Origin of the sequence: Streptomyces sp. NPDC048484 (genome assembly GCF_040651415.1) — a bacterium.
Taxonomy (GTDB): domain Bacteria; phylum Actinomycetota; class Actinomycetes; order Streptomycetales; family Streptomycetaceae; genus Streptomyces.
On sequence record NZ_JBEZJY010000053.1, the window covers coordinates 24,948 to 51,761 of the forward strand.

22 protein-coding genes and 2 pseudogenes are annotated in these 26,814 nt (G+C 68.9%); 5 read left to right on the top strand and 19 right to left on the bottom strand.

Going from position 1 to position 26,814, the window contains the following annotated elements:
- Nucleotides 1–211: 211 nt before the first annotated feature.
- The 17 genes from AB0D14_RS37540 to AB0D14_RS37620 form a co-directional block, all read right to left on the bottom strand.
- The gene (locus AB0D14_RS37540) at nt 212–1,813 is read right to left on the bottom strand and encodes an NUDIX domain-containing protein (protein ID WP_362787651.1); all 1,602 of its coding nucleotides are present in this window, start codon (nt 1,811–1,813) and stop codon (nt 212–214) included.
- Nucleotides 1,810–3,177, bottom strand: coding sequence for an MFS transporter (locus tag AB0D14_RS37545; RefSeq protein WP_362787653.1), 1,368 nt, complete (start codon nt 3,175–3,177; stop codon nt 1,810–1,812). Before AB0D14_RS37545 ends, AB0D14_RS37540 begins: the two co-directional genes overlap by 4 nt.
- Nucleotides 3,174–4,376 carry a bifunctional class I SAM-dependent methyltransferase/NUDIX hydrolase gene (locus AB0D14_RS37550; RefSeq protein ID WP_362787655.1) on the bottom strand — a complete coding sequence of 401 codons (1,203 nt, stop codon included), beginning with the start codon at nt 4,374–4,376 and terminating at the stop codon, nt 3,174–3,176. The genes AB0D14_RS37545 and AB0D14_RS37550 overlap by 4 nt, the downstream gene beginning before the upstream one ends.
- 28 nt (nt 4,377–4,404) lie before the next feature.
- Nucleotides 4,405–5,334 carry an NUDIX domain-containing protein gene (locus AB0D14_RS37555; protein ID WP_362787657.1) on the bottom strand — a complete coding sequence of 310 codons (930 nt, stop codon included), beginning with the start codon at nt 5,332–5,334 and terminating at the stop codon, nt 4,405–4,407.
- Between the two features lie 98 nt (nt 5,335–5,432).
- Complete coding sequence (locus tag AB0D14_RS37560; protein WP_362787659.1) at nt 5,433–5,606, bottom strand: hypothetical protein; 174 nt, start codon at nt 5,604–5,606, stop codon at nt 5,433–5,435.
- Nucleotides 5,607–5,643: 37 nt separating this feature from the next.
- A complete protein-coding gene (locus AB0D14_RS37565) occupies nt 5,644–6,105 on the bottom strand; it encodes an NUDIX domain-containing protein (protein ID WP_362787661.1) in 462 nt (153 codons plus the stop codon).
- A 219-nt stretch (nt 6,106–6,324) separates the two neighbouring features.
- Nucleotides 6,325–6,741: a hypothetical protein gene (locus AB0D14_RS37570; protein ID WP_362787663.1), complete on the bottom strand. Its 417-nt coding sequence runs from the start codon at nt 6,739–6,741 to the stop codon at nt 6,325–6,327.
- A complete protein-coding gene (locus tag AB0D14_RS37575; protein ID WP_362787707.1) occupies nt 6,738–8,705 on the bottom strand; it encodes an ABC transporter ATP-binding protein in 1,968 nt (655 codons plus the stop codon). Before AB0D14_RS37575 ends, AB0D14_RS37570 begins: the two co-directional genes overlap by 4 nt.
- A gap of 23 nt (nt 8,706–8,728) precedes the next feature.
- On the bottom strand, nt 8,729–9,199 hold the full coding sequence (locus tag AB0D14_RS37580) for an NUDIX domain-containing protein (RefSeq protein WP_362787665.1): 471 nt from the start codon (nt 9,197–9,199) through the stop codon (nt 8,729–8,731).
- Nucleotides 9,196–10,068 (bottom strand): phosphotransferase, encoded by an 873-nt coding sequence (locus tag AB0D14_RS37585; RefSeq protein ID WP_362787667.1) that lies wholly within the window; start codon nt 10,066–10,068, stop codon nt 9,196–9,198. Before AB0D14_RS37585 ends, AB0D14_RS37580 begins: the two co-directional genes overlap by 4 nt.
- Nucleotides 10,069–10,753: 685 nt before the next feature.
- The gene (locus tag AB0D14_RS37590) at nt 10,754–11,932 is read right to left on the bottom strand and encodes a hypothetical protein (protein ID WP_362787669.1); all 1,179 of its coding nucleotides are present in this window, start codon (nt 11,930–11,932) and stop codon (nt 10,754–10,756) included.
- On the bottom strand, nt 11,929–12,930 hold the full coding sequence (locus AB0D14_RS37595; RefSeq protein WP_362787671.1) for a thiopeptide-type bacteriocin biosynthesis protein: 1,002 nt from the start codon (nt 12,928–12,930) through the stop codon (nt 11,929–11,931). The genes AB0D14_RS37590 and AB0D14_RS37595 overlap by 4 nt, the downstream gene beginning before the upstream one ends.
- Nucleotides 12,912–14,135, bottom strand: coding sequence for a lanthionine synthetase C family protein (locus AB0D14_RS37600; RefSeq protein ID WP_362787672.1), 1,224 nt, complete (start codon nt 14,133–14,135; stop codon nt 12,912–12,914). The genes AB0D14_RS37595 and AB0D14_RS37600 overlap by 19 nt, the downstream gene beginning before the upstream one ends.
- On the bottom strand, nt 14,132–17,185 hold the full coding sequence (locus AB0D14_RS37605) for a lantibiotic dehydratase (protein WP_362787674.1): 3,054 nt from the start codon (nt 17,183–17,185) through the stop codon (nt 14,132–14,134). Before AB0D14_RS37605 ends, AB0D14_RS37600 begins: the two co-directional genes overlap by 4 nt.
- 82 nt (nt 17,186–17,267) lie before the next feature.
- The gene (locus tag AB0D14_RS37610; RefSeq protein ID WP_362787676.1) at nt 17,268–17,468 is read right to left on the bottom strand and encodes an FxLD family lanthipeptide; all 201 of its coding nucleotides are present in this window, start codon (nt 17,466–17,468) and stop codon (nt 17,268–17,270) included.
- A gap of 59 nt (nt 17,469–17,527) precedes the next feature.
- The gene (gene fxlM / locus AB0D14_RS37615) at nt 17,528–18,751 is read right to left on the bottom strand and encodes a methyltransferase, FxLD system (RefSeq protein WP_362787678.1); all 1,224 of its coding nucleotides are present in this window, start codon (nt 18,749–18,751) and stop codon (nt 17,528–17,530) included.
- Between the two features lie 755 nt (nt 18,752–19,506).
- Complete coding sequence (locus tag AB0D14_RS37620; RefSeq protein ID WP_362787681.1) at nt 19,507–19,941, bottom strand: ATP-binding protein; 435 nt, start codon at nt 19,939–19,941, stop codon at nt 19,507–19,509.
- A gap of 224 nt (nt 19,942–20,165) precedes the next feature.
- Here AB0D14_RS37620 and AB0D14_RS37625 point away from each other — a divergent pair, with 224 nt between their 5' ends.
- Together AB0D14_RS37625 and AB0D14_RS37630 are read left to right on the top strand one after the other, a co-directional pair.
- Nucleotides 20,166–20,957 carry an aminotransferase class IV family protein gene (locus AB0D14_RS37625; RefSeq protein ID WP_362787684.1) on the top strand — a complete coding sequence of 264 codons (792 nt, stop codon included), beginning with the start codon at nt 20,166–20,168 and terminating at the stop codon, nt 20,955–20,957.
- A gap of 15 nt (nt 20,958–20,972) precedes the next feature.
- Nucleotides 20,973–21,893: an SUMF1/EgtB/PvdO family nonheme iron enzyme gene (locus AB0D14_RS37630; protein ID WP_362787687.1), complete on the top strand. Its 921-nt coding sequence runs from the start codon at nt 20,973–20,975 to the stop codon at nt 21,891–21,893.
- A gap of 1,028 nt (nt 21,894–22,921) precedes the next feature.
- On the opposite strand, the gene AB0D14_RS37635 is transcribed toward AB0D14_RS37630, so the two are convergent.
- Entirely contained in the window at nt 22,922–24,523 is a 1,602-nt protein-coding gene (locus tag AB0D14_RS37635) for a recombinase family protein (protein ID WP_362787690.1), read from the bottom strand.
- 41 nt (nt 24,524–24,564) lie between these two features.
- Between AB0D14_RS37635 and AB0D14_RS37640 the strand changes: the two are divergent.
- From AB0D14_RS37640 to AB0D14_RS37650, 3 genes and pseudogenes are all read left to right on the top strand, one after another.
- A pseudogene (locus AB0D14_RS37640) lies at nt 24,565–24,879 on the top strand (hypothetical protein); the annotation flags it as partial.
- Nucleotides 24,880–25,355: 476 nt separating this feature from the next.
- The gene (locus AB0D14_RS37645) at nt 25,356–25,511 is read left to right on the top strand and encodes a hypothetical protein (protein WP_362787693.1); all 156 of its coding nucleotides are present in this window, start codon (nt 25,356–25,358) and stop codon (nt 25,509–25,511) included.
- 794 nt (nt 25,512–26,305) lie between these two features.
- Nucleotides 26,306–26,431 (top strand): hypothetical protein, encoded by a 126-nt coding sequence (locus AB0D14_RS37650; RefSeq protein ID WP_362787696.1) that lies wholly within the window; start codon nt 26,306–26,308, stop codon nt 26,429–26,431.
- Nucleotides 26,432–26,568: 137 nt separating this feature from the next.
- Here the strand turns inward: AB0D14_RS37650 and AB0D14_RS37655 are convergent.
- Nucleotides 26,569–26,814, bottom strand: a pseudogene (locus AB0D14_RS37655) (DNA recombination/repair protein RecA); the annotation flags it as partial.

Genomic DNA, 26,814 nt, shown 5'->3' on the forward strand with positions numbered 1-26,814 from the left:
TCGGGTAGCTGTCGATCAGTGTGACGCGGTGGGGTCGTCTCGGGTAGAGCGCCTCATCCCCGTGTCCGTACGGTAGGCACGTCGCCGGGTCTGCGCTGAGGCTGGGCGGCTGTCGGATCCGCTTCTGCACCCGTCGGCGTGGCTCCGCCGACCGGGCCAGCGGTGCGCTCCGGTGCCTGGTCGCCGGCGGCGGGGCAGGTGTCCTGAGTGCTCATCGCTCGCCCCAGCCCAGCTCGGAGTACGGGCGCCCCCGAAGAATTCCATCGATCGCCCGGCGGGTGTACGGCACGACCTCGGCCGGAAGGTCCTGCGGCTTCCACCACCGCCACTCCACGCACCGGTCGGGCTCCAGGACCTCTGGGTCGCCGGTCCAGGACCGGGCCTGGAAGACGAGCGCGATCCTGGGCCGGACGTTGGGGGAGTCGACGTGGTGCACCGTGTGGACGAGCTCGACGTCCTGGGGCGCGATGACGAGGCCTGCCTCCTCCTTCGCTTCCCGAACCACGCAGTCGATCGCGGCTTCCCGCTCGCAGTGGCCGGCCAGGAAATGCCAAGTGTCCGGCGCGAAGGCGGAGCTGGGGTGACGCAGGCCGAGGAGGATCCGACCGTGCTTGTCCTGCAGGTGGAGGTGAACACCGACGATGTGCAGCTCGGTCCCAGCCGGGGCCTCGCCGGTCAGCGGACGGGCACCATCCTGCGGTCCGTCCGCAGGGTGCTCGGCCGCGTGGCGCCGGATCAGCTCCCCGAGACCGGGGCTCAGGCGCAGCCGGTCGAGCATGTCCACGGTGCACCACGTGAGCAGGACACCGTCGCGGAGGTCCACTGCCTCGGCATCGCCGCTCCAGCGGCCGGCGTAGACGCTGATGGGAACCGCCAGGCCGTCGACGCTCGTCGCCTCCTGGACAGCGAACGGCATCAGGCCCGTGGGTTTCAGGCCCGGCGTCTCCTCTGCCAGCTCGCGCCGCAGTGTCGCCTCGAGGCTGGCATCGTCCCGCGACCGTTTGCCTCCCACGAGGGCCAGGACCCAGGGCTCCCAGATGCCTTCGCGGTCATCTCGTAGATGAAGGAGGTACCGGCCAGCTCCGTCGTGGATCAGGGCGCTGGCGCTGACGGGCTCCGGGCGCCCATCGAGGCCGCGCATCTCGGCGACCAGGAGCTTCGCCCGCAGTGTGGGGGAGCGCACGTCGGCGTACGGGAGCCACTGGGCGCCGGAGACTTCCTCGTCCTGCAGAGCGAGCGCAGGGGGATGCTCGGCGGTGAGGTAGAACGCGAAGCGGACGTCGAAATGCTGGTGGGCGGGCTCGCCCTTGGCCGGATTGGGGTCGATGTCGTGGACGTCCACGTCGATCGGCACGTCGAGGAGCTGCGGGGTCAGGCAGAGGTCGCCGGGGCGGATCCCGGCCTCTTCGCACACTTCTCGCACGGCCGCGGCCAGGAGAGTACGGTCACCCGTCTCAACATGGCCGCCGGGAGCGAGTACCAGCCCTGTCACCCGATGGCCGATGTGGAGCACCCGGCGGTCGCGGCCGATGATCACGGCGCTGCAGGTGACGTGACCAGGCAGCGTGGTGCGGCTGGACGGCTCGTCGGCGCCGTCCAGGACAGCCAACAGGCTCTGCAGGGTTTCCCGTTCCTCGGCATGCCGGCCGAGATAGGCCTCGACAGTCGCGCGGATGTGGGAGCGGGAGGGCGGCACGTGATCACCTCGGGGGTTGTGGGGCAGGGCGTAGGTGCTGGGCGGGAGAGGCGGGTCCGGCGCCGGACACGGCGGTGACGGCTCGGGGGCAGCGGCTGTGTTCAGGTCCGTGCTCATGGGCCACCTCCCGCAGAGCGGTCCTGCCGTACATGCACGGCGGCCGCGGGATTGGGAACGGTCGGCTCCAACGGTGATGGTGTCGGTGGCGTGAGGGCATCTGCTGAAGGAGGAGCCGCAGTGGGCGAGCCGGGCATCTCCAGCAGGCTGCGCAGCGGGGACCGGTAGAGGATCACGAGAGGGACGACGAGGAGGCAGGTCCCGACGATCAGCGTGGGGCGTACGCCGATCCAGGTGCCGAGTCCGCCGGCGAGGAGCGCGGCTACCGGCCGTGCACCGGAGGTGAGCCAGGTGCTCACGGCCTGCATGCGGGCTTGCATGCCGTCGGCGGTGACGACCTGGCGAATGGTGCGCTGGGTTGTTCCCGCGGCCGCGGCACAGGCCAGCTGAAGGAACAGCGCACCACCGATGGCGAACTGCCAGGCGAGGCCCGAGGAGGCGAGGAGCAGAGGGATCTGTGTGAGCGGGGTGATCGCGAGCGCGGTGAGCATCATCGGCCCGGGCCCGTACCGCGTCGCGAGTGAGGGGGCGGCGAGAGCGCCGGCCGCCGCGCCCAGGGCTCCGAGTCCCAGGACCACGCCGAAGGTGGTCGCGCCCATCGCGAGGGACCGGAGTAGATACAGCGCCCAAAGAGTGTTGAGGAGCGCCAGGGCGGCCGACGTCGTGGCGTTGACCAGGGTCAGTGTGCGCAGCCGGTGGTCGCCGGACACGTACCGCAGGCCCTCACCGATCTCGGCGTGCAGCCGACGGTCTTCCGCTGCTGGCCGGGGGCTTTCTGGGGCCTGGATGCGGGCGGTGCACCAGGCGCTGACGAGGTAGGAGAGGACGTCCCCGAGAAGTGCCCGGGCCGGGCCGAGGAGCGCGGTCAGGGCTGCGCCGAGGTTGCTGCCCGCGGTGGCGGCGACGGCGAAGAGCCCGCCGATGCGACTGTTGCTCCGCTGGAGCAGGGACCGGTCGACCAGGCTGGGCAGGAGACTGATCGCGGCGGCATCATGCAGCACGCCCGCCGCGCCCTGCACGGCCGCGACCACCATCAGCTGAGTCAGGGACATCCGATCCAGCGCGGCTGCCACCGGCACAGTGGCCAGGGCGGCGGCACTGCTCAGATCGCCGGTGATCATCTGCTTCCGCTTGGAGTGGCGATCGGCGAGGGCCCCGGCGTGCAACGCCAGCAGTGCGGGCGGCAGTTGACCCAGGAACGTCAACCAGGCGACCTCGGCGGTGGTCGCGTCCAGTTCGAGCACCGCCAGTACGGGGATCACCATGCTGCTGATCGAACTGCCTGTCACGCTGGCTGCCTGCCCGGTCAGGTAGCGGCGGAAGTCGCGGTGGCGCCAAAGACTTGAGTCCGCGTTGGCGATCATGCCAGGCCGTCCATCGTCGTTACGGCCGGTGTGCCGTGGGCGAAAGGCGTGAAGTGCGCGGGCGTGTGGTCGATCGCCAGGTCAGCACGCCAGGCGGTGAGGATCTGGGCGCTGCACACGAACAGGCCATCGGGAAGTTGATCGAGAGGATGCCACGCCCAGTCGCCGACGCTCTCGTCGGGCTGCGTGGCGGGCTGTCCCCGCCAGGTGGGGACGAGCGCGCCGACGGTGATCCGCAGGACTCCTTCGACGTGGTCGACAAGCGTTCCCAGAAGCCTGACGTCCCCGGGATGCGCGATCAGACCGGTCTCCTCACCGAGTTCGCGGACCACCGCGGCTTCGAACGACTCCCCGGCCTCGACTGCTCCGCCGGGTAGTTCGAGGGTGCCGCGACGATGACGGCCCAACAGGATGCCCCGCTCGCTCAGGATGATCGCTCCGACACCGACGGCCGCGTGCGCTACCGGCGCCCTGGTGCCGCGGGGCCGGCTGGACACTCGCGCCGGCCGGTCGGGCAGGCGGCGGGCGCGGATGAGCTGCTGGATGACTGGCACGTTCTCGTCGAGATGATGCAGCAGGTCGATGGTCTCGACGCGGAAGCCGTACTCGGTGAGCAGGTCTTTCCACAGCTGCGGTGCGAGGATCCACATCAAGGTCGGCAGGGGCGGGTCGTCGCGCAGCAGGATCATCTGCTCGCGCGGTGCCACCTCCGTGGCCGGTCCGTGGCCGTGCAGGTCGGTGTGCAGGAGAGAGAGGATCAGTGGCGCACCGGCACGCAGTCCGTCGCATAGCGCCGGCAGCGCACGGCGCGGGTCGATGAACGCCAGCGTGCCGATCGCGTACGCCGCGTCGAACGGATCGGCCCCGGCCAGGTACTCGGCCACATCTCCTTGGGTGAACTGCACACCCTGAACGTCCGCGTGGGCGGAGGTGGCGCGTTCATGCTGGGTGGGGGACAGTTCGATGCCGGTGACGCGAGCGCCGTGAGCCCGTACGAGGTGGACGGCGTGGTGGCCGGCCCCGGAGCCGATGTCCAGGACGCGGCGCCCGGTGATGTCACCAAGGACTTCAGCTCCGGGTCCGACCCCCTCCCAGGGTGTCCAGGACATCCGGTCGGGAATGGGCGGCGCGTAGGCGCGGGCCAGTTGGCGCCGGCCGTAGACCTTCCAGGCTTGGGTGTTGATGTCCTCGACGGGCACGGTGCCTCCTCGGTGGGCGTGCTGCGGATCAGGTGTGCGTGACGAGGTAGGCGGGGCCCTCGCCGCGCCGCGCTCGCTCGACGGCGTCGAGGCGGGCGAAGGCGCGGGGCGCCATCAACTCCTGCCAGCCGGCGAGGTCGTGGACGGCCCACATGTCGTGCTCGGCGGGGTCGAGGCGGATACGCGACAGCTGGTCCGGGGTCAGTCGGCCTCCGTCGAAGATGAGCCCCACTTTGTTCAGCGGCATGCGGGGCCCGGCGTGCAGGAAGTGCGTCATGAGCAGCCTCGGCGCCTTGAGGCCGAGTTCGAGGCCGGTCTCTTCGACCGTTTCCCGGCGTGCGGTCTGAAGCGGGTCCTCTCCCTGTGTGTCGAGGTTCCCGCCGGGGAACTGCCAGAGCCGCGAGCCGTAGACAGAGCGCAGCTGTACCGGCCGGTCGTGCTCGTCACGGATGTACAGGCAGCCATACACCGTGTGGTGGGGGACGGTCTGCGCGTACTGCGAGGGCGTCATCGGCATGGGGTGGCCGGGCAGGGCAGGGCGGTGGTCGAACTCGAAGGCGAGGGTACCGAGCGCCTCCCTGGCCGGCGGGTAGATGGCGCGAAGGTTGAGCAGGAGGTCCTCGCGCGGTCCGTCCGGGTCGATCCGGGTGGCATCCTCCGCGCTGAGCAGGTCCTCGAACGAGGCGTACGGAGTGACCCGCTTCACGGTGATGTCGAGTTCCCGGCCGCTGTCCCGGTCGTGGAAGACGACAGCGTCCCCCACCTCGACGGCCGCCTTCTCGGGGGTGGCGACGCGGACCTCGATCGTCTTGCGTCCCGACTCCACCTGTCCGTAGTAGCGGCCCATGAGGTGGAAGTGGTGCCAGCACCGCGGCGCGGCCTCCTCCTCGCGCGTGTTCGACGGCAGGCCGCGCTCTTCGGTGCTGCCGTGGTCCTCTTCGTCCTGTGTGGTGAACATGTGCGAAGGCACGTCCTTCTAGGTAGCGGTTCTGGCGACGGCAGTGCAGCGGATCCGCTGAGAGTGATGCCCAGGCCGGACGTCCGGATGCAGACCCGTCAGGACCAGCCCATGGGGACGTAGAAAGTGCCGCGGGAGATTGCCTCCAAGGCGACGCGCGTGTACTGGACGATGGGTTCGGGCAGGGCATCCATGGGCCACCACTTTCTCTGGGGCTCATGGCACTGTTCGGTCGGTTGAGCGCTGCGTTCGTCCAGGTCACGAGGTTGCATGCACTGATCTCCTCCTGCAACAGGTGTGGTGGAAGCGTCAGTTCGCAGTCAAGGGGTGATCCCAGCCGTCGAGGGAGAACGGCTGCTGCTTGGAGATCTGCGACAACGCGGCGGCCGTGTAGGGGACGGTGTTCTCGGGAGGGTTCGTGGGATCTGCCCAGAGAAGCCGAGCGCACTTGTGGGGCTCCCGGTTGATCGGCTCGCCTCGCCAGGTGTCCGCGACGAAGAAGAAGCCGATGCGTCCTTCCTCGTCGGCGTTGCGATGGTGGACGACGTGGGCAAAGCCGAGCTCGGCTTCGGTGAGGTCGACTCCGACCTCCTCAGCGGCCTCGCGGATCGCGCCGGCGATCACTGACTCGCCTTCTTCGAGGTGCCCGCTGGGCGGACATAGTTGCCCGTCCGCGTAGCCGGTGTTGGCCCGCTCCATCAGGAGGATGGCGCCGTCGACCCTGCGAAGGAGCACGTAGACGTCGACGACACTGCGGTGGCGGTTGGTCATGTGGTTCTTCCCGTTTCTTGGTTAATGGTCTTGGTCAGTTCGCGGTTCGTGGTCCGTGCGGCGGACAACTCCTCGTCTCTCTCGGCCAGTTGAAGGCGTAGGTCGAGGTGCTGCTGTTCGAGTTCGGTGATGCGGGCTTGCAGCCTGTCGATGTCGCTGGGCGGTCCGATGCCGCTGTTCCGCCAGACCTGCTCGCCGAGTGCCTCGGACAGGCGCTGTTCAAGTTGCCGGACCTGCTCGGACAGGCGGGTGCTGCGCGCGGGTGGGGCCGACGAGTTCGGCGATGAGGGCGGCGTTGTAGCCGCCGGAGCCGATCTCCAGGACGCGGTGGCCGGGCCGGATGCGGGCGGCTTCGAGTATGTCGGCCTGCAGCCAGGGCGCGGAGATGGAGCTGGTGATGCGGCCGTCGTCGCTGTGACGGATGGCGACGATGTCGTTCGCGTACGCTTCCTGGACCGGGGCGTCGGGGGCGAAGGCGTGCCGGGGCACGGTACGCAGGGCCTCGTCGACCGCGGGGGTGCGGATGTGGCCCGCCTCGGCGAGCTGGTCGGCCAGCTGGTGGCGCAGGGCACTGGCTTCGTCGAGGTCGGTGGCGCGGGGTGTCGTCACGGTGGGCCTCTCGGTCGAGCGGGTCATGCGGGGTCCGAGACGGTGGGGGCGGCGGGGTTCGGGATGCTGGCCGTGGTGGGGGCGTACTGGGCGGCCTGCGCGTCGAACATGGCGGCGTACCGCCCGCGTGCGGCGATGAGTTCGTCGTGCGTGCCGTGTTCGGCGAGGTGTCCCGCGTTGAGGACGTAGATGTGGTCGGCGTGGCGGACGCCGGACATGCGGTGGGTGACCAGCACGACGGCCCGGTTCGGGGCGGCGAGGCGCCGGATGCGGTCGAAGGCTTCGATTTCGGCCTCGGGATCGAGAGCGGAGGTGGGCTCGTCCACGATGAGGACGCTGTCCGCCTGCGAGGTTGAGCTGCGCCAGTGGGTGCGGGCCAGGCCCACTTTCTGCCATTCGCCGCCGGAGAGTTCGATGGCGCCGCGGAACATGCGGGCCAGCAGACTGAGCAGTCCGTCGGGGAGTTTGGCGATGACCGGGGCGGCGCCGGCGTAGTCGACCGATGGCTGCAGGTCCTGCGATGTCGCGGCGTGGGCGGGGCGGCCGAGGCGGATGTTCATCGCGGCGGTCACGGGCCAGCGCTGGAAATCCTGGGTGAGCAGGGAGACGCGCGCGAAGACCTGGGAGCGGTCGAGGCCGGTGATGTCCGCCTCGCCCCAGCGCAGGGTGCCGGCCTGGGGCAGCAGCATGCCCGAAAGGATCTTCATGAGCGTGCTCTTGCCGGAGCCGTTCTCGCCGACCACGGCGGTGACCGACCCCATCGGCAGGGTCAGCGACACCTGCTCCAGGGCAGCCGTGTCACGGTCGGGGTATCGGTAGGTGACGCCGTCGAGGGCGATCTTCCTGATCCGCTCGGGCACTGGGGCGCCGCCCTCGGGGATGGTGCGCTGTGCTGCCTCGGTCAGAAACCGGCCGTGATCGCGGACGTACAGGGACTCCTCGTGCAGCTGGTTGATGTTCATCACCAGCCCGCCCAGGCTCGCCGAACCGGTCCGCACCGCGATCACGGCGGTGCCGGCGATGGCGAGGCTCATGTGCCCGGTCAGGATGAGCCAGAACATCGCTGCGTACGTCGTGGCCATGGCGAGGCCGGACAGCGCCGAGGCGACCCACTCGGTCAGGGCCTTGCTGGAGGCGAGGCGCTCCTGTTCGGCTTCGGCGCTCTCGGCCATGCGCTCGTAGCGGTTGAGGAGAAAGGTGCCCACGGCGTGGATGCGCACCTCCTGCGCGGCACCGCGCTCAGTGAGCAGGTTGCCGATGAGGCGGCTGGCCCGCACATGCTCGATCCAGGTCATCACCGACACGTACCGTTCCTGCGCCACGCGCATGGCGCCCCAGCCCCGTGGGGCCGCGATGAGGACCAGCATGGGCATCAGCACAGGGTCCAGAACGGCGAGCACACCGGCCGTGGCGATCAGCGAGATGACGCCGTTCAGCGCGGCGACGCAGGCTCCGATCATGCGGCGGGCGGAGCCGGGGCCGTGCTGTGCGATGTCGACGAGCCGGCGGAAGTCGGGGTCGTCGATGGCCTCCAACTCGACGCCGGCAGCGGCGGCCAGATACTGGGTGGTCGCGATCCGCTCGACCTTCGGCTCCAGGCGTCCCGCACGGGAGGTGGACCAGGCAGAGAGGGCGGAGTTGACGACACCGATGGCGGCGGCGGCCAGCAGACCGGGTAACAGTGCGTGCAGCCGGTCGTTGGCGCTGCCCGTTCCGGCGAGCAGCGCGTGCATGACGGCGTTGACGGCGAGCAGTGCGATGGCCGCTGCGATGCCCTGGCCGATCTCGCTGACCGCCACGGCCAGCAGCGCCCGCCGGTCGGCCTGCCACGCCATACGCAGGGTGGCGCCGACGAGCGCGGGCATGGAGCGCAGCGCCGACATCATGGTCAGATCCAGGCCCGCGTGCTCGTGTTGGGACCAGCCCATGTCGTAGCGCAGCGGGCCGCCGAACAGTTCCTGTTCGGCGTCGGAGACCCGGGGCTCGGCCATTTTCACCGGTCCGAAGAACCTCTTCACCGGGCACCTCCCGGGGTAGGCCAGTTCAGCGCCCGGTAGGACGGGCCGTGGGTGAGCATGTGGAAGATGGCCGCGGTGTGGGGGTGGCAGTCCGGCGGGGGTTTCTCCATCGGCACCCAGAACGGTCCTTCGTGCTTGTCCGGCTCGGCGTTGTGCGGCTCACCCGTCCAGGACTGGGCGACGAACACGGCGGTGATCCGGTCCGTGCCGTCGCCGGGTTCGTGGTGGTGGATGAGACCGCAGAACTCCTGCTGCTCGGCGGTGATGCGGACCTCCGTCTCTTCTCTCGCTTCGCGCCGCGCGGCGCTATCGAGCGGCTCGCGGGCTTTCAGATGACCGCCCACGACGGTGAGTTGTCCCGGTGCGGGGTCCGCGTCCGGCTTGCGGCGCACACACAGGGCGACCCCGTTCGCACGGAGCAGGACCTGGGCCACGTCAGCGATCAGCAGGTGAGGCGCGTCGCTCACAGACGGCCCTCCTGCAGCAGGCGTTCGACGGTGCGCCGGCCGCGGGCGGTCACGAACGGGTCGCCGTGCCGGGGGCCGTAGGCGAGGGCGCTGGCGGCGTCAGCCGCTGCGAACCCTGTCAGCGCGCGTTCCTCCGTTTCGGACAGAGGCCGGCCGTACCCCTCGAACAGGGCGATTCGCAGTTCAGGGCGCTCCGGCCACAGCGAGGTGGCGAGCTTGACGAAGTCGGTGACGAGAGGGCCCCCTTCACTGCGCTCAAAGTCGATCAACGCGCAGCGTCGGCCGTTCCACAGCAGGTTGCGCAAGAAGTCCCCGTGCCGCCACCCGGCCGGCAGCCGTCCGCAGCCGGGCAGCGTGCTCACCAGGTGCCGCAGCATGTCGGCTTCCGCAGCGGACAGGTGGTCACCGGCCTCCGCGAGGTGCTTGTCCAGGCCGGCCACCGTGTTCTCGACGACTCTGGCGGTTTCAGGCTGGACCAGGGGGCCGGTCACTGCGTCGTGGAAGCGGCGCAGGAGCCGGCCGGCTTGCCGGTGGGCAACGCGGCGGCCCGCGGGTGACTTCTCTTCCTTCAACGGCTCGCCGTCCACAGCGGTAAGGATCAGGGCGAGCAGCTCCGGAGAGCTGTCGCGCAGCACCGGGGCGTTGCCGTGGCCGAGATGAGGGACGGCCAGCCGGTAGGCGTGGGTCTCGCGCGTGTACAGGATCGGCTTGGGCGCCACCTTCACGTAGTGGTCGCCGGTGCGTCCCGTCACCCTCCACACCTGGGAGTTGTCGCGGGCGTGCGAGGCGTCCCGCACACAGGCCAGGGGACCCAGCACTCTCTCCACCCAGGTGGCGAGGGAGGAGGGAAGACGAGTGGATTCCGTCATGCCAGGTACCTCGTATCCGGTCGTGACCCCTCGGCGCGCAGGGCGGCGTGGCCGGAGGCGATGTGAGGGTTGGCGCCCGAGGAGGCGGCGTCTTTTTCGAACGCAGGATGAACGAGCGCAGAGCGGCCTACGGGATGCATGGGGGCTCCTCGGGACGAGACGCGGACAGGTAATCGGGTAACGGCGGTTCTGCTGTCGCCGTAACGGGTGGGGGCGGGCGAAATCTAGAACTCGATTTCGAATACCGGGCTCTCTCCTTGTGTGGCCGAGTGCGGCGCGCTGTGATGCTGTGTTCGATCACTCATGTGGGTTGCGGTCACTCCTCCGGGGGATTGCCTGGTACCGCCTTGTCGTCCCGCAGCAGTCGCCTCAGTTCGGTTTCGCCGACAGTGACGGCCTTGGACAGCGATTGCCGGAAGTCCGCGCAGGGTGCCGGCCCCGAGACCCGCCGCCGTGATCACCGAGCTGAGCGCGTCTGCCGGATCGCCGTTCAGGGCGGCCCGGGCGGCGGGGTGGTGCAGGACCTCGCGGGCGGCGTTGAGCCGAAGGCGCCGTGGTGGCCCAGCCGTGCGGTGATGGCCGAAGCGCCGGAAGGCGCTCCGGCGTGGTTGGGCGCGAAGATCGCGTGGCGGCCGAGTCCGGCGCATAGTCCTCGCGTGAGCTGATTGGCGCAGGCCCGTTGACATCAGCTGATGCCCGGCCGTCTCGAATGGGGCGCCTGGGCTCCTGTCTGAGCGAGGCAGTGGGCGAGGCTCGCGCCGGCTGTGTTGACGGCCTGCATCATCGTGGACAGTACCGACTCCGGCAGGATCCTCTGGCCGAGACCGCCGTCGCTGACGATCGCTTTCAGCTCATTTTGTGACCGCTCGCTGGCGGCTAGGACGGGGTGGCGCAGGATCTCGCGCGCGGCGTACGCGTCCCTTGCTCGCATGGTGTCGCTGACGATCGCGTCGTACAGGGGGCGTGCGAGGGTTTCGCAGCCTTCCGGTACCAGGTCGATCGCCGCCAGGACCAGCCGCACCCGGAACATGCGCAGGTTCGGCGGGCCGGGCTCCAGCGCATCCTGCACGGCGAGTGCCGCAGCGGCGAATCCTTTTGCTGTGGCGCGGCCCGCAACGTGCTCGGCGTAGTGGCGCAGGATCTGTGCGACGGCTTTCTCCCACGGTTCGGTGATCGTGGCCTTGTCGATCAGGGAGTCGGCTGTGGCCGGAGCGTTCGTGTGCAGGCTCGCCACGACGTGTGCCTGCCTGCTGGCGCGCAGCCGTTCGGGTTGCTCGTCGTAGGCGGTCGCGTGCTCGGCTGATTGACGCCATTGGCCGGTGGCGGCCAGAAGCCGGGTGCCGTCGTCGAGCAGGAGGTCGTGGAGCCAGGGCTGGATGTGGTCCAGGGTGGCGTCGGTGGTGAAGCCCGTGAGGTCGATGCTCTGTCCGTGGACGGCCACCGTGCCGCCGTCATGTGCGGCGCGGTGCACGCTCATGAGCTGCTGATAGGCGGCCTGCGGGTCACCAGTTCGGGCGGTCAGGCGTACGAGGTTGACGATGGGCTGGAGGCAGGCGATGGCGGTGTCCCCGGTGACGGGCCACGCGGCCTGGAAGAGACGGAGCTGGCGCAGGCACAGGTCTGTCGCCAGGCCGGCCGGCCCGCAGTCGGAGGCGATCAGCGCGGACAGGTTCCAGGTGGCGCACGCGAGGTTGATCCGGTCGAGGAGCGGTCCGTCCTGCGCCGACTTGTCCCCGCAGGTGCGTACCTCTTCGATCCGGGCGGCGAAGCTGGGGTAGACGAGGTGGGACCGGCTGATCAGAGGGAACCGCCTGGCGAGCCGTCGGAGCCTTGCTTGTGGGTGCTGCTGTGGCGGTGCGGTCACGGCATCGGCCTTTCCGCGGGGCCAGCGGGATGCAGGATCGCGGTATGTGCCGCGTGAGCGAGAACGCTCTGGGTGCGGGCGGGCAGGCCGATCCGGTTCCAGTGGAAGATCACGTGGTAGGAGATGACCTCGCGCAGGCCGCGGTCGAGGGTGCCGTCCTGGCCGGCTGTGCCGAGGTCTCTTCCTGCCTGCCGAAATGCGCTCACCCAGCCGACAGCGGGCTTGAGGGTGCGGTCCGATTGGAGCATGGGGCCAGAGGGGCTGGTGTCGGCGATGAGCAGCTGTCGCAGGCTGTCGGCCATGGCGTGGACTTTGGCGGCCGGTACGTCTGAAGGCAGGGGCCGTTCCCGGGTGACGCGGTGCCAGACGTCCCCTTGCTCGTACCACTCCAGTCCGGCGGCGCGCATCAGGGTGGCGCACAGCAGCAGTGACAACTCCCGGCGGCCCAGCTCGCCATGAGCTGTGCTGAGTACGGCGTGGCTGTCGGCGTGGAACAGCGTGTGGGCGATGGTCATGCCGGTGTCGCCGCCGAAGGCTGCGGATTCGGGTTCGTAGATGCCAGGCCACCAGCGGTGGACCCTCCCGTCGGCTGCAAGTTCGTCCAGCATGTCGGCCAGTGCCGGGGGGAACTGGGTTCCGGGGACCTGCAGCAGCCGCATCCGCCAGCAAGGGTGCTTCCGGATGAACCACCAGCCCATGATCAGCTTGTCCTCCTGGGCCAGCTTCAGGGCCGGTGCGATGTGGTCGGCGGCGGTTTGCTCGGCCGTGTCCCAGTCGGTGAACTGGATGTACAGCTGACGCCACGCCGGGGGTCCCGTCTGCTGGGAGAGGGCGTGTTGCCCGGCCTGCTGGTAGAGGCCGACGGCTGCGTCCAGGTCGGCGGGTTCGAGTCCGGCGCCGGCTGCGGCGGTGTCCGTGCTGGCACCGGCCAGGACTTCCAGCACGGCGTGCAGGGTCGCTTCCAGGCGGGCGGGCCGGTTCAGTCGATCAGTAGGCATGCGTCCCATCCCGAGGTTGGCGCAGCGTCGTGGGCTGCGGTGGTCAGGGCGAGGGCGGTGCCCGCGTCGCCTAGCAGGAGGCCGGGGCCGCGGCCGGGGCGGGCATGCTGGGTCAGTGCGGCGGCCAAGTCGGGCAGGATGGCGCGCAGGGCCGGGGCGGCGGCATCGTGGGCTGCGCGAAAGGCGGTCTGGTAGACGCCCGCCCAGCCGTGGCACAGGCCGGCGTCGGTGATCTTGGACAGCTGATCGGGGTTGGTCAGGCAGCGGGCCATGGCGTCCTCGTACAGACGCTGGCGTGCCGGGTCACGGCGGGCGAGGGCGGCGAGTTGTCCGGCGCGGGCAATGCCGGGGGTACCGTAGCACCAGCTGGGCCGTGCCGGGCCGCGCTGATCGGGACGGCCGGCGCGGAGTTCACCGAGGTGGAGGTGCTCGGGCCACCAGGATCCGGCGGGGTTGTCCTGCCTCCAGGTATCGAGCCAGTGAAGGATGGTGTCGACGGCGTCTTCGTGGCCGTCGACCCTCACGCCTTGGCGTAGGGCGCGGGCAAGGAGCAGCAGACAGCCGGTGATGCCATGGGCCGTACCGAAGTTGGCGTGGCCGGCGGGGACGGTGGACGGGGTGAGGTCGGGCTCGTGGCCGACCCACCAGCCCGGCAGGAAACCCTGGTCGCCGTGTCGGATGGGGAGGGTCAGCCGTACGAGGTAGGCCAGGACGCGTGCCATCGCGGTGCCGGACGGGGACCGGCGCAGCAGGTACGTGCCGATGCCGGTGAGCCCGTAGAAGATGTCGTACTCGTGGAAGTCGGCCGGACGCCTATAGCGCATGCGCGTCCGGGCCGCGTCGCATCTGCGGTGGGCGAGCTGGGCTACATGGCGGTCCAGGGCTGCCAGCGCGTCCTGGTACCGGGGCGCCTCGGCGGTGACGGCGCAGTCGAGCATGAACGCTGCGGCGGGCGCCCCCAGGTACAGGCCGCTGGTGTCGGCGGCGCTGATGGTGGTGGCGACGGCGGTCTTGATCCAGGAGTGTGCCTGCTGCCAGGTGCCGTCTCCGGTACGCGCGCGCTCGATGTGCAGGAGCGCGGATCCGGCCGCACCAGCGGCCAGGTCCTGGGCCTGCCACGGCTGGTCCTCGGGTAGTGGGGCAGGGGTGGCCAGCTGGCGGGCGAAGGCGTCCGCGAGCAGGGCCGGGCTGGTTGTCGTGGTCATGACTGACACTCCCGGTGTCGCAGGGCGCAGGCCCGGGCGATTCGGCCGGTGGAGCGTTCGTGATCGGGGTCGACGGGCAGCGCCCGGAGGTAGTGCTTGTGGAGCAGCGACCGCAGCACCCTGTCCCGGGCAGGCTGCGGGGCCAGCTGCCGGTAAGCGGTCAGGGCGGCAGCGCGCTGCCGCCAGGCGGTCACGACCTCGGGCCCGCCCCGCAAGGTGTTCAGGGCGGTGTGCTCGGGATCGGCCAGAGCCAGGGCCAGCGTGATGCGCTCCCGGGATATCGGGCCGCGTTCCTGGGGCAGGGCGCGGGTCAGCCAGTCGGCCGCCTGACCTGCGTCGCCGGTGAACTGCACCGCAAGGTCGAACATGCTCGCCGCAGTCAGGGCCTGCCCGATGGCTGCGTCTTCTGCAGCGGCGCGGATCTGTGCCACGCCGGCGGCCGAGTCCGCGGCGAAGACCAGCTGTGCGGCATCCAGTGCGGGGCCGTCCCCGAACTGGCCGGTGGGCGGCTTGTAGGCGGCCAACTCCACGCGAATCGCGAGACGTTGGCTGTTGAGGACGTCGGCCCAGGCGGTGAGCAGTGCAGCGGCAGGTCCGAAGAAGTCTGGGTCGGAGAGGCGCAGGTACAGGGCCAGATACTGGTCGGAGTCCGGGCGGAGGGTGTCCCGATGGCGCTCGAACCACCAGTGCGGCATGGCCGGGAACTGGCCGAGCACGTTGGGCAGGTGGTCCGTGAGGATCTCGTCGTACCTCTTCGGGTGCGCGAACAGGCGGGCTTGCAGGACGGTGGGCGTGCCGTCCGTCCGGGGAGGGAGGGACGCGATCTTCGGCCGACCCGGAACGCTGTCGGCAGGGGTGGAGTTCGCGAGAGGGATCAGGAGCTGGTGAGGGCGGCCGATCCATGCCCAGTCCTGCGGTGTGGTGCATTCGCGTAGTTCGACGATGCGGTTGCGATCCACGCCGGCGCGCAGGAGAGCGCGATGAATGTGCTGGTCGAGGTCGAGGGGCAACTGCTGGCCGTCTTCGACCAGGGCGAGGCGTGCGGGGACGCGGAGCCGTTCGCGCCACCGGTCAAGTGCCGTGTCCCAGTCGGCCATGGGGGCGGAGCGGCCGGGCAGCTCCTCGGCCGACAACAGCCAGCGGGCCGGGGCGAGGATTGTCCGCTTGTATCGCACGCGGGGCAGGTAGGGCAGGGTGGCGGCGACACCGAAGGTGAACTGCCGGTAGGCGGCGCTACGGGCGGTGGTGATCTCCGCCAGGAACCGGGCGAGCGGTGGTGTGTGGACGGATGCCTCCAGCGCATGGGTGACGCGCGGTTCGACGTACTGCCCGGTCGAGGTGCGGAGCAGGTAGAAGCGGCGGTCATCGGCCGTCACGGCCAGGTCGCCGAGCGGGATGACGCCCGGGCCCGCCTCATGGTGCTGACCGAGGGGGATGAGGTGCGGGAGAACCTGCAGGGTGCGGGTGATGTTCTCGTTGCGCCGCCGCCGGGGAGTGAAGGACAGCTGGGCGGCGATCACACCGGGGTCGGCGGTCGCGTAGGAGTCGGTGAGCGCTGTCTGCGCGGAGGGCGGGAGCAGGTGTGCGAACCGGCCGAGCATGCTGCTGCCGGGGCGGGGAGCCCCGGTGACCAGCAGCCGGTAGCCGCCGCTCTGCACGGCTGGGAGGGACGGGGCGTGGATCTCCACGGCGATCTCGGCCCGGGAGAGGGGCAGCAGCGGTCCGGTGTGGCCGGCGGTCAGGTCGGCGATGATTGCCCGGGTGAGGACAAGCTCACGCCTTCCGTCGAGCATCGCCTCCTGGAGCAGACGAAGGATCTTTTCGTCCCGGTCGGTGACCTGATACGGCGGCCGGGCGCGCTCGGAGCCCAGGAAGCCCGCAGGCAGGCCGAGGCCACTGTCGGCGATCAGGTCCAGGACGGGCACGACGGGCTCGGTGCCGTACCGGTCGAGGAACCGCTGGTGGTAGTCGCGCCATTGGGGATACCCGTACGGATGGGGCGACAGCTGGTGCATGACCCCGGCGGCTTCGGCGGCTTCGTCCAGGAGGGCTTCGGGGATGTGGGGGGTGCAGTCCAGCGCGGCGTCGACCAGCAGCGGGACGCGTCCGGTGGCACTCACGCGCTGCATGCTCTGTGCCAGTCTGCCACCGGGCGACCAGGGGGTCGCAGTATCCGGGTGGTTCAAAACACCTTGGATCGCGGTGAGTTGGGAGGTTTGCGCGGCGAGGTTGGGGATGCCCGCGGCGTCTGCTTTCTCCAGCTCGTCGCACACGTGGCCGAGAGTGTCGATCGACGTCATCGGGGGCCACAGACTGCTGATCAGGATGTGCTTGCTCAACAGGTCGGCGACCAGGCCGCTGAGCTGTTCGGGGCGCGCGCTGGGGAACCGGTCGGCCAGCCGGTGCACCAGCAGGTCGTACGGGATCGGGGTGCGGGCCGCCTCCAGCACGGCGACCACCGGCCGGGTGAGGCGCACCGACAGCTCGATGGGTGCGTAGCCGGGGGTGTGCGCGTCGGCCGGCATCCCCTCCACCACGTGCCGGTTGCCGCGGGAGCGACCGGTGTTGTTGGCGACCACCGTCAGCCTGGCCAGGAGGTCGGGGCCGCTTTCCAGCCGGGTGATGACGTCCGTCAGCCAGTCGGCATCGGGCCGCAGCATCGTCCGGTACCCGTCTCCCCACCGCACGTCGGCGGCTTGGGCCGACTGAGCGGGGGCGACGCCGGCGAAAACCCCGAACGGCGTGGGCCGGTGGTTCCACCGCAGGAGGTAGGCCGCCACGGACCGGACGGCCCGCCGGATGCGGCGGGCATCGGTCACGGTGCCGTTCAGGATCTCGGCGACGCGCTGGCACAGCACGGGGCTGGCGGCGGACAGCGCATCGGGAACCGGATCGCGCCACACCTCGGCCAGCCACTGCCGGCCCCGAGCGGGAATGTCGCAGCCGTCGGACAGGTCAAGGTCCGGCACGGGTATCTGGCAGGAGGCGGTGGAGGCGCGCAGCAGCATGCCGGGCTGCCACTGATAAGTGATGGGCGATCCGTGGGCCACCGGTGTCCCTTCCTGGTGTGCGCGGACAGGTGGAGCCGGGGCGGCAGCGGTGATCGGCTGCAGCCCCGGCGGTGGAGCCGTGTCAGGCGGCGTCCTCGATGGAGGACTGGCAGGCGCTGGCCCCGTTCTCGCAGGTGTTGCCGCAGCCGTCGCTGGTGGGGCACATGAAGACGGTGTACGGGCTCTCGGAGATGACGACTCGGATGTCCAGCTCGAAGTCGTCCTCGGCGAGGGAGTCGACCGGGGCGGGGGCGCTGTGGAGTTCGAGTACGGCGGTGGTCATGGCGATCACTCTCTTAGTTCGGTGGGATGGTGCAGGACGACCTGGCCAGGAGCCGTGGACTACACGGCCGGCCAGGAGATCGAAATCCGGCTGTGCCTCTTGTCGATGATCCGGTCGCCGGTGATCCGGTCATCGGGCGTGCCCGCCGGGTAGACGGCGATACGCGGGCCGTCAGCGCCGCGGACCTTTTCGCCCCAGGTGCGGAGGATGTCGGCGATTCGCTCAGCGAACTCGGTCGCGTCGGGCCCGAAGGCGTGGACGCCGTACTCTGCGGTCTTCTTCTCGGTGTCGCGGCGCACGACCGTGTAGGCGAAGTGCGGCCCGTCGATGGCGACCATGGACCAGCTGTTGCCGGTGGGGCCGATCTTGCCGGTGGTCAACTCGGGGTTGGTGGACATGAAGCAGTACGTCGGGACCTGCGTGGACAGGTACATCTGGAGGGTGCCGATGGGCTCCTGGCTGGCGACGGTCACCCCGGTCCACGTCTCGGCGCGGGCGCTGTTCAGGACGCCGTCCAGCAGAGAGGGGTCGGCCGGCAGGCCCTCGTCGAAGCGCAGAGTGACGCCCTCCTCTCCGGGGAGCTGCATGACCTGCTGGGTGTGGCTACCAGCGCCTTGCGCCGCTACGAAACCGCACACGTGGGCACTGGCGGCGACGAGGTGGTCAGCCTGCCGGATGAACCCGTACGTGCGGGTCAGGCCGTTGATGCGCAGCGGCACGACGAGCCGGCCGTCGTCCTTGAGCTGGTCGATCCAGGCGGGCGGGATGTCCCAGGCGCCGAGCGTCACCACGATCGCGTCGTAGGGCGCAGACTTGGCGACACCGTCCTCCGCGTCGGCGACCACTACGTTGACGTTGGTGTAGCCGGTCTCGCTGAGGAACCGCCTGGCTCGGTCGGCGGGCGCGGGGTCGATGTCGACGGTGGTGACCTGACCCGTGGGCCCGACCAGCTCCGCGAGGTACGCGGCGTTCGGCCCGTTGGTGCCGATCTCCAGCACGTTGTCGCCCGGGCGGATGCCAGCCTGATCCAGCTGCATCGCCTGGATCTGCGGAGCGGACACCGAGCTGGTGTGATTGCCGTGCTCGTCCTCCTTTGTGATCACGGCGTTGTACGTGCTGTAGGCGTCGCTGAGCGGCGCCTCGGGCACGGCTAGGTGCCGGGGCACCTTGCGCATGGCGGCCTCGACCGCGGGCGACACGATCGTGCCGTCCCCCTTGAGCTGGTCGACGACCTTGTTGCGGAGCCGGGTGGCCTCGTCGGGGGCCACGGTCACATCGGTCATAGAGGGGTTCCTTACGGGGCCTCGTGCGCTTTCGCCTCCGGCGTCGGCGCCAACTGCATGGTGGTTCGGCGATGGATGCCGGCTGGCGGAAGCCGGCTGTTGTTCAGCGCCCCAGGGGCAGCTCCTCGATATGTTCGAAGGTGCAGGCGTGGCGGTCGGGATGTTGAGTTTCCATCACCAGCCACACGGACTCGACGCGCACGGTCACGTGAAGGCGGGCGCGGCGTAGCAGGACTGAGGCGAGGGCGTCTGCCCGGACCATTTGGCTCAACCTCTGGTTCTCCGGCCGCGTGCCACTGAGCGAGGGCGTCGAAGAGATCGGAGCCGAGATCGCGAGGGCCCCACTCGTAGATGCGGGGGCGGGGGGAGTAGAGGAAGACCGCTGCCCGGGATGCCTGGTGGTCATGAAGAGGAGCCCTCGAGGCATTTCGAGCCGCCGCTCGCCGACAAGGGCGGTTCGTTCAGGAGAGACACGGTGCGGCGAGCTACATGGGCATCGTTCAGGGATTGTGGAGACGCCGGTACCGCCGCACAGGACTCGGTCGGGACGTCCTGGGACCTCTCGCTGTCCGGATCGCTATCGGGGCCAAGTAGCCCAACGGGGGTACGCCGTTGAGGCTGAGGCGTTCCGTTGCGGCCCTCAGGTGGCGCGGTTGGGGCCAGGGCAGGGGATGGCGATGCCAGTAATGGATTCACATCGTCGGTGGAGCGTCGCCGGCTCAGCCCTGCTGCGGCTGCAGGCGTGACGGGGGCCATCACGTCTTCCTCGCAGGGACGAGGAAGACGCACCATGTCGTCCTGCCGTCTTTGCTGACGCCCCACTTCCGTGCGAGGACGGCGATGAGGAACAGGCCGCGGCCTGACACGTCCTCGTCGTCAGCGGGGCGCAGTTCGGCAGGGATCGGATTGTCGTCAGTGACCTCGATCCGCAATTCACCGTCGGGATACTGGACCCGGAGCCCCACGTCTCCGGTCCCGTGCTTGCCGGCGTTGGTGACTAGCTCGGAGACGGCGAGCACGATGTTCTCGGCCAGTTCGCCGGTCACGTTCCACAGGCGCAGGAATGCGCGGGTGGTCCGGCGTGCCTGGCCGACAAGGGCTGGGTCAGACGTGAAGGCGAAGTCGAAGGCGCGCGACGTCTGCGGCGGCGCCTTCGTAGCAGCCGGCGCGACGGCTGTGGCGGGGCTCATCGAGGGCCTCCCGGCTGGGCGGTGGGGGGTGGAGGGGGCGTACGGCATGCGGCGTCATTGCGTCGCGTGGCACGCCTCATTCCGTCGATCACCAGGCGTGTTCGCACAGTGACAAGCGAACACCGTGCGCCATTGAAAGGGGAAGGAAGTTTCGATGAAGTTGACCCGTCAGTAACACCGGTTGGGGTGCCGGAGGAACGGACGGCCCTGACATGCTGGGCGGCATGGCAACTCTTGATGGAAACCCCGTATCCGCAGACGACTTGCTCCCCCTGGCCCTGACCAACATCGGTCACTTCACGTCCATGCGCGTCGATGACGACGGCAGCATCCGGGGCCTGACGCTGCACATGGAACGGCTCGTACGCGACTGCAAGACGGTGTGGGGCGCGGACCTGGATACGGCGCTCGTTCGCGATCACGTCCGCCGGGGCCTGGAGGAGCAGAGCGGCCCGTGCGTCGTCCGAGTCACGATCTACGACCCGAAGGTCGAGATGGGACACCCGGCCGATGCTGACAAGCCGCACATCATGGTGTCCGTGCGCGGTGCCGGCGCCCTGCCCCCGGAGCCGCTGCGCACCATGAGCGTGCCGTACGAGCGCGACCTGCCCGAGGTGAAGCACGTCGGTCTCTTCGGTGCCCTGCACGCCCGTGGGGCAGCGCAGCGCGCAGGGTTCGGCGACGCCTTGTTCGTCGGCCACGACGGTCGCGTGAGCGAGGGCGGCACCTGGAACGTCGCCTTCATCGACGGCAACGGGACGGTGGTGTGGCCGCAGGCACCCGTCCTGCCCGGTGTGACGATGGCCCTCCTCCAGAAGCATGCCAACGGCGTCGAGCACCGCACCGCCCCCGTCACCCTCGACCAGGCCAAGCACATGGCGGCGGTATTCGCGACGAACACCAGCATCGGGGTTCGGGCCCTGTCGGCGATCGACGACAAGGAACTGCCCATCGAGCACCCCGTGCTGACCACGCTCCGCGAGACGTACCTGGCCATCCCCGGCGAGACCCTGTAGCCGTAGGAGGCGAGCGTGACAACGGGGGTCACACGGTGGACCGGCCGGGAAGTCGCTCTGCTGCGCGAAGCACTGCGCATGAACGGCAAGGACTTCGCCGTCAAGGTCGGCATCAGTGTCAGACAGCTCGTGAACTGGGAGGGGCGAGGTGAGTCGATCAAGCCCCACCCCAACAACCAGGCCGCCCTGGACACCCTGCTCTCCACATCGTCCACCGATGCCCAGTGGCGGTTCGCCCAGCTCCTCACCGAGCAGGCCGCGGTGGGGCACGACGAACGAACCGAGGAGCTGCTGCGCCGCGATCCGCGCACCGTAAGGCATCCAGTCGACGGCAAGGTCATGGTGCTGATCGAGGAAGGCATCTACCTGTCCGGCCCTGACGACCTCTCGATTTGGGTGAATACGTACCGGATCGACGTCTACCCGACGACCAACCTCGACTACGAGCAGTTCGTCCGCGCCACAGGGCACCGGCCCCCGCAGCACTGGACCGGCCGGCGCTGCCCCAGCGCCCTGTACGACCATCCCGTGGTCTGGGTGACGTGGCACGACGCTGACGCATACGCCCGCTGGGCGGGCAAGAACCTGCCCACCATCAGCCAGTGGGAGAAGGCGGCCCGCGGCCCGAAGGGGCGCCCCTACCCCTGGGGCAGCGACCCCACCGCCGCGAAGTGCAATACCGCAGAGTCGGGCATCGGGAACACGACACCCGTCACCCGCTACCAGTCCGGAGTAAGTCCCTATGGGGTCTTCGACCTGTGCGGAAACGCATGGGAGTGGTGCTCTACGCCGGGAACCGACGGGCCAGGCCGGTACCAGTTGAAGGGATCCGCGTTCAGCAGCCCTTTCGAGGGTGCCGCGCCGGCGCTCGAGAACGCGGCCAACTCCACTATGAAGGACAATGACACAGGGTTCCGCTGCGTCACGGCGACGTAGTCCGGTGCAGTACGACCGGCCCGTTTTACCGTTCCTATCCTCTTGGCGTTTGGCGCCCTGAACGCGTGGACCGCGCAGAGGCGAGAAGAGTATGGCGCCTTCTCCGCGGCGCTGTGTCTCTGCGTCTGTGCGGTCGGGCTATTCGGCGAGGACTTGCTGCAACGCGGCTACCGCCGAGACCGAGCGGTGCTCGCGCACATCGTGACACGCCGCGGAGCCGCAACCTGACACGTCGCCCGGACTCTCGGTGCTCCCGAGCACGTTGTGGCACGCAGCCTCGAGCGGTTCACCGACGATGGGCTCCTGGTGCGTGACGGACGGCGCGACCTCCAGTCTCCGTTTGTACCGGCTGGCCTCCTGGGCTTCGTCCGCTGGGAGCAGCCCGTGAACTTCCCTGCGCGGGCGCGCAACATAGCCGACGATCGCCGGTTAGCCAAACCGGCGATCGTGACGACCATTGAGGTTGTTAGCAGCGGCTGCGCTTGGCGGCGGAGCGGTTGCGGACGCAGCCGGTAGTGCCGCAGGAAACAAGGAGGTAATGAGCGGCTCCCGGCTGCTGGCCCGAAATCCGCAGAGCCTGATCGCTGAAGACAGCGATGTCCCGCCCAACCTGCGTGGGATCCCGACGCTGTCGATTCCGCTCTGTCGTACTGCATGCACCCTCCGTAAGGAACGCAATCTCATGTGCCGATCCGTGATATCGCCTGCCCTTTTTCGTTCCGAGACTGCAGGCCCACCTGCTTTCTCCGTCGGCTGCGAATGCGAGGTGGGGTCTCGTGCCAGCACTCGATTTGAGGCCACACGAATGGGCCTGGTGGCGGATCTACGGGGTCCCATGGGGCCCCGGCGGGATTGCCCGGAGCACCTCATTGCCGCCTACTCGATGAGCTCTCTGCCGTGCCACAACGAAGAACGCGTCAAGCGAGGGGAGGGTGGAATGAAAATCCGTGTGTACCGAGTGAGTGAAACTGGTGAGCGGACCCTTATTCGCGTGAAGCAAACTTAGTGTCACCGCCTGGACTGTCAAGTTAGAGGCCGGTCCTCTCGCGGTCTGAGAAAGTCGCCTTGAACGCGTCCTCCCGGATCACTAGGCGCTCCCTTACATCCTTCGGGATGAGTAGATCAGCCTCGGCTTGGCCGTCTTCTGTGTAGCCCAATTCGAACTTGATGCCAGCGCGGACCAGGTCCGTAGCCATCGCCTCGACTCCGCCAGCCTCCCACTGCTCTCGGTAGGTCTTCCCGCCATGTGTGAGAACCCACCGGTCCTTTGTGCTCTCAGGGTCGATCTCTTCCATTTGGCGCAGGAGGGAATTGAGCGTTTCTTCTGCGGTCTCTTGAACGAAGCCCCCTCGGGCGAAGCGTCCCCGAGGGGCCAGACCCTCCATGTAGTATTTGATTGATTCCTCGGTTTGGTGCAATTGCGCACGTATCTCGGCTCCGCGGGCGTACTCCCTGTACTCCACGGGGTGGTCACCCAGCTCTTCGAGCACGGCATCTACAAGCCCCTCGTACAGGTCGTCAGGCTTGATTCCCTTGCCCCCGCATGCCCGACAGCGAAGATACTTGTACCTGACTCCGCGACTGGTTGACGTCCTGACGGTGTAGTTGCCTCCGCAGGTTCGACAGCAGATGACCCCGAGGAACCTGGTGGCCCCGGCCGTCCATGGGTTCTCATTGGACCGGCTCATGCCGTCCAAGGTCTCTTGCAGTCGGTCGAACTCCTCACGCGTCAGGATGGGCTGTCCCACTTGGATGGGCTTGCCTTCGGTGTCCAGGACGATGTTCGACCGCTTACGCCCGGTCCGCCCTTCGACTTCGACGCGAAGCCCCATGGTTGCTGGGTTTCGGAGCATGAGTAGTAGCGTTGTGGAGGTCCACTTTCCTCCGTTAGCCCCGGACAGTCCCGCCCTATTGAGGATCTTGGCCATCCTTGAGGCGGAGGCGGGACGCGAGCGGGTAGCGGCACCATATGCCCAACGGAGAACTTTGTACGCCACAGGATCGATGACGAGGCGAGTCTTCTCACCGTCTTTCCTAGCTGTCTTGTAGCCATAGGGTGGACGTCCGACGTGCCAGACGGCTTGTGTCTTCGTGTGCTGCCAGAGGGAGGCCACGCGAATGCCTGTGTTCGCAGCCTCAATCTCTGCCATGCCTGCGATCAAGGAAACGATCGTCTTTCCGATCGTACTGGAAAGGTCGATGGGGTCGTTTAGGCTCTTGAGGTTCTTGTGGTACTCCTGGCACCAGTTGATGACCACCTGCAAATCAAGGATTCGACGCACGAAGCGGTCCAGCTTCCAGAACATGAGCACGTCGAATTCAGGGGCCCGGTTGTTCAGCCATTCCCCAAGCTCCTTCCGCTTCCACGGTGGAACCTTGGTGGCACTGACGTTTAGGTCTCGGGCCACTCCAACGACCTGTACGCGGTCCTCGTTGGCCTTCCGCCAAAGGTCGAGCTCTTGGCGCACGGGAGACGTCGTGTCGTCAGTGAGAATGGAAAGACGCACGGAGAGTAGCGCTCGGGGCGCATCTTCGGGAAGTCGGCCGTTGATCTCCTGCAGGTGACGGAGGTCTGCGAGCTCTTCGTTAGTCCAAGAGTGGTTGAGGTCCGGAGCCGTGGTGGTCGTCATACATCCCAGGCTAGCAGCGTTGTCACATAGGATACTCGTGCCCGCAGCTGTACTGGAACATCGGCCTCGCCGCCGCCGACTACGCCAAGCTTGTCCCCTGGTGGGCCGCGGTCGCGCAGGGCAGCGGCACGGGTCTGTACGTGGGCGAGGCGCTCTACAAGGCCGGTGACCCGGCGCAGCCCGCGGCCTGGCAGGACCCGGCGGAGCTGTCCAAGCACCTCACCCTCGCCAAGAAGTACCCAGAGGTGCGGGGGCACGTGTTCTTCGCCGCCAAGGAAGTAAAGGTGGACCGGATCGGGGCCATGGCCCGGGTGGTCGCCGACCACTACCAGCAGCCGGCGCGGACGCCCCGATGATGGAGGGGCAGGCCCCTACTGGGTGCTCACGGAGATCTTGAGCCGGCATCCTGAGTGGGAACAAGTCCAGATACTGGGCGTACTGTTCCCCCGCCCTGCGGCTGCCCCGGATGAGCAGCGGCCGCCCCGCCGATCCACCCCGCTGCCCGGTGATCCAGGTTCCGAGGTCCTCGCCCTGCACGACCGTCTCGCCCACCCCGTCGGGAACCCGCCGCCAGCATGCACAGGGGAGAGCGCCAACCTGTGCTGCGCAGCCACCCTGACCCCAACACTGCACGCACGTCAGCAGATCCGAGAAGCAGCGCCTACCAAATTTTCGAGGATGTGCGTGGATACGGTGTCGCCGGGCACAAGGGCTATCGCACCGAGGTCCTGGTGCAATTCGGAGCCGGGACCTACTGGTCGAGGGGAAATTAGGCCGTTGTGAAGCTCATACGCACACGCGTCTGAGCCGGACCTGACGACAGGAACTTGAAATGATCATTTTTGGCCTTATTCTGCTGATCATCGGCTTGCTTGTCGGCATGGGGCTGCTGACAACGATCGGCAGCATCCTCATTCTGGTGGGCGCCATCCTGTGGATCCTGGGTGCGACCGGTCGCGCGGTCGGTGGGCGCAAGCATTTCTTCTGATGTCAGGACGCGCGCCGGCAGCGCGGCCGGGGCGATCCTCGCCGGTCTCGGCGGATCCGGCGCGAGCACCATGGGGCTGCACCTGCTGACCGGCCCGTGACGACCGCCCGCACCAGCAGACGCGCGGTCGACCAACAGAAGGGTCCCGGACGGATCTCCGTTCGGGACCCTCGCGCGACGGCCGACGGCAGCCTGGATCTCCGGGTGCAGGAGCCCGTCCGCCTCCGCGCCGTCCACCACCACGGTCGCCTCGGTCCTCGGCGCAGGACCGAGGCGCCGTGGGGTTCCCGCTCTCGGTGTCGAGCCACGGGATCTCCTTCAGGCGCCAGAGCCAGAACCCAGGAACCGTGTCCACGAAATTCCACGAACGGTAGGCATTGGCGGCCGTGACCGACTCGCGTTCCGCATCTCGCTTGGCCCAGGCCCTGCCGAGCACATGGATGAGGGCGATGGCCCGCTGATGTCGCACCGTCCCATCCGCCTCTCCGGCGAGCCCGGCGCCTGACCGGGCACCTCCGGCGGTTGAGCCGCTCCTCACGGTGGCGGTGCAGTTGGATCCGGGGTGCTGTATCGGCTCCCAGCAGCCGGAGGAAGCTGAGAGGGCTCATCCCAGCGCCGGTCCCGCGCAGAACGTCGCTGTAGCGCTGGCGCAGCCAGGTGAGGCCCGGGGTGTTCCCGGCGACGTGGGCGAGACTCTCGGTGCGGTCGACGCGGTCGATGCCCGCCGGCAGGTACAACTTTGCAGGAGACTCCCACACCTCGCGCCGGCTGCCGTCGGACGCATATCTGTGGGCTTGGAGCGCGACGGCCAGGCCCACGTCGCCGCCGAGCCGGGAGCGGCCGGGAGCGTCGAGCCGGGCGAAGGCGTCCTGGAGGTCGCGCAGCTGCTCGTCGGTGAGCTGCAGGGTTGGGGGCGTTAATTCCCCGGATTCGGGGGGCCGGTGTCGGGTGCGCGGCATTCCCGACGCATCCGGCCGCTCTCGACCAGCCGGATCCGACGCGGGTGTCGATTCCTTGCCGAGCGCAGTGGCCCCCGGCAGGGCCGCGCCCTTGCTTGTCAGGCGGCGTTTCCCGCCGAGGTCCGTGCGGCATCAGGGACCGGGGCGGCGGCCGTGTTCTCGGCGACTGCGGCTTTCGCCGGGACCCCGATTCCGAGCTTCTCGAGGATCTTCCTCTCGATCTCGCTGGCGAGATTCGGGTTGTCCTTGAGGAAGTTGCGCGCGTTCTCCTTGCCCTGGCCGAGCTGGTCGCCCTCGTACGTGTACCAGGCGCCGGCCTTGCGGACGAAGCCGTTCTCCACGCC

What these genes read in the sequence shown, in the direction of transcription:
- AB0D14_RS37540 (WP_362787651.1), bottom strand. Translation starts at nt 1,813, where the DNA reads ATGAGCACGGACCTGAACACAGCCGCTGCCCCCGAGCCGTCACCGCCG.
- AB0D14_RS37545 (WP_362787653.1), bottom strand. Translation starts at nt 3,177, where the DNA reads ATGATCGCCAACGCGGACTCAAGTCTTTGGCGCCACCGCGACTTCCGC.
- AB0D14_RS37555 (WP_362787657.1), bottom strand. Translation starts at nt 5,334, where the DNA reads ATGTTCACCACACAGGACGAAGAGGACCACGGCAGCACCGAAGAGCGC.
- AB0D14_RS37560 (WP_362787659.1), bottom strand. Translation starts at nt 5,606, where the DNA reads ATGCAACCTCGTGACCTGGACGAACGCAGCGCTCAACCGACCGAACAG.
- AB0D14_RS37565 (WP_362787661.1), bottom strand. Translation starts at nt 6,105, where the DNA reads ATGACCAACCGCCACCGCAGTGTCGTCGACGTCTACGTGCTCCTTCGC.
- AB0D14_RS37570 (WP_362787663.1), bottom strand. Translation starts at nt 6,741, where the DNA reads ATGACCCGCTCGACCGAGAGGCCCACCGTGACGACACCCCGCGCCACC.
- AB0D14_RS37575 (WP_362787707.1), bottom strand. Translation starts at nt 8,705, where the DNA reads ATGGCCGAGCCCCGGGTCTCCGACGCCGAACAGGAACTGTTCGGCGGC.
- AB0D14_RS37585 (WP_362787667.1), bottom strand. Translation starts at nt 10,068, where the DNA reads ATGACGGAATCCACTCGTCTTCCCTCCTCCCTCGCCACCTGGGTGGAG.
- AB0D14_RS37595 (WP_362787671.1), bottom strand. Translation starts at nt 12,930, where the DNA reads ATGCCTACTGATCGACTGAACCGGCCCGCCCGCCTGGAAGCGACCCTG.
- AB0D14_RS37600 (WP_362787672.1), bottom strand. Translation starts at nt 14,135, where the DNA reads ATGACCACGACAACCAGCCCGGCCCTGCTCGCGGACGCCTTCGCCCGC.
- AB0D14_RS37610 (WP_362787676.1), bottom strand. Translation starts at nt 17,468, where the DNA reads ATGACCACCGCCGTACTCGAACTCCACAGCGCCCCCGCCCCGGTCGAC.
- fxlM (WP_362787678.1), bottom strand. Translation starts at nt 18,751, where the DNA reads ATGACCGATGTGACCGTGGCCCCCGACGAGGCCACCCGGCTCCGCAAC.
- AB0D14_RS37620 (WP_362787681.1), bottom strand. Translation starts at nt 19,941, where the DNA reads ATGAGCCCCGCCACAGCCGTCGCGCCGGCTGCTACGAAGGCGCCGCCG.
- AB0D14_RS37625 (WP_362787684.1), top strand. Translation starts at nt 20,166, where the DNA reads ATGGCAACTCTTGATGGAAACCCCGTATCCGCAGACGACTTGCTCCCC.
- AB0D14_RS37635 (WP_362787690.1), bottom strand. Translation starts at nt 24,523, where the DNA reads ATGACGACCACCACGGCTCCGGACCTCAACCACTCTTGGACTAACGAA.
- AB0D14_RS37645 (WP_362787693.1), top strand. Translation starts at nt 25,356, where the DNA reads ATGATCATTTTTGGCCTTATTCTGCTGATCATCGGCTTGCTTGTCGGC.